1 rRNA gene (only partly in view) is annotated in these 1,260 nt (G+C 53.2%); it reads right to left on the bottom strand.

Annotated elements, in window-relative coordinates:
- Positions 1-1,234: ribosomal RNA gene (locus OLM33_09990) — 23S ribosomal RNA — on the bottom strand (it extends 1,368 nt beyond the left edge of the window).
- Positions 1,235-1,260: the final 26 nt, after the last annotated feature.

Raw genomic sequence — 1,260 nt, 5'->3', positions numbered from 1 at the left:
AATCCGAAGCTTCGGCGCTGTGCTTAGCCCCCCACATTTTTGGCGCAGGGACGCTCGACCAGTGAGCTGTTACGCACTCTTTCAAGGGTGGCTGCTTCTGAGCCAACCTCCTGGCTGTCTTTGCTTCCCCACATCCTTGTAACACTTAGCACAGGCTTTGGGACCTTAGCTGTCGGGCTGGGCTGTTTCCCTTTCGACCACGAATCTTCGCACCCGTAGTCTCACTCCCGTTTGTATTGTATGGGTATTCGGAGTTTGATTGAGCTCGGTAGGCACATCTGCCCCCTTACTCATTCAGTGCTCTACCCCCCATAAATAGACCAAACAAGGCTGCACCTCAATGCATTTCGGGGAGAACCAGCTATCACCATACTCGATTAGCTTTTCACTCCTATCCACACCTCATCCAGGCCTTTTTCAACAGGCTGTGGTTCGGTCCTCCAACCGGTGTTACCCGGTCTTCAACCTGGACATGGATAGATCGTATGGCTTCGGGTCTATAGCATGCGACTGACGCCCTGTTCAGACTCGGTTTCCCTGCGGATCCGAACCTTGTAGTTCTTATCCTCGCCACATACCATAACTCGACGGCTCATTTTCCAAGAGGCACGCCGTCACATCCTAAAATGCTCCGACTGCTTGTAGGCACGCGGTTTCAGGTCTGTTTCACTCCCCGCCAGGGGTGCTTTTCACCTTTCCCTCTCGGTACTGCTTCGCTATCGGTCGCCAGATGTATTTAGCCTTAGACCGTGGTCGGCCCTGATTCATACGGAATTGCACGTGCTCCGCACTACTTGGGTGTCCATTAAAGAAGTTGCTTCCATTTCGCTTACGGGGCTTTCACCCTCTGCGGCTCGTTTTCCCAACACGATTCAACTATGGATGCATTTTGTGACTCCTCCGAAGGACTGCAGTCCCTCGCTCATGGATCCCACTACCCCAAATGCACAACGCCTGCAGGCTTGACATGCATCAGGTTTAGGCTCTACCCCTTTCGCTCACCACTACTTGGGGCATCTCTTTCGATTTCTTTTCCTCCGGTTACTGAGATGTTTCACTTCACCGGGTCGCCGCCCTCATTAAGGGCGCATGGACTGCTCCATGCAGGTTTCCCCATTCAGATATCCGCGGATCTAAGGATGCTTGCTCCTCCCCGCGGCTTTTCGCAGCTGGCTGCGTCTTTCTTCGGCATCTGGCGCCAAGGCATTCCCCGCGTGCCCTTTGTACCTTAACCTCATAAATCCTTTATTGACCTTCTTC

It is taken from the genome of Synergistaceae bacterium DZ-S4 (genome assembly GCA_025943965.1).
Taxonomy (GTDB): Bacteria; Synergistota; Synergistia; order Synergistales; family Synergistaceae; genus Caenicola; species Caenicola nitritireducens.
Note: the sequence above shows the minus strand (reverse complement) of the source record. Positions and strands in the feature narration are given on the sequence as shown.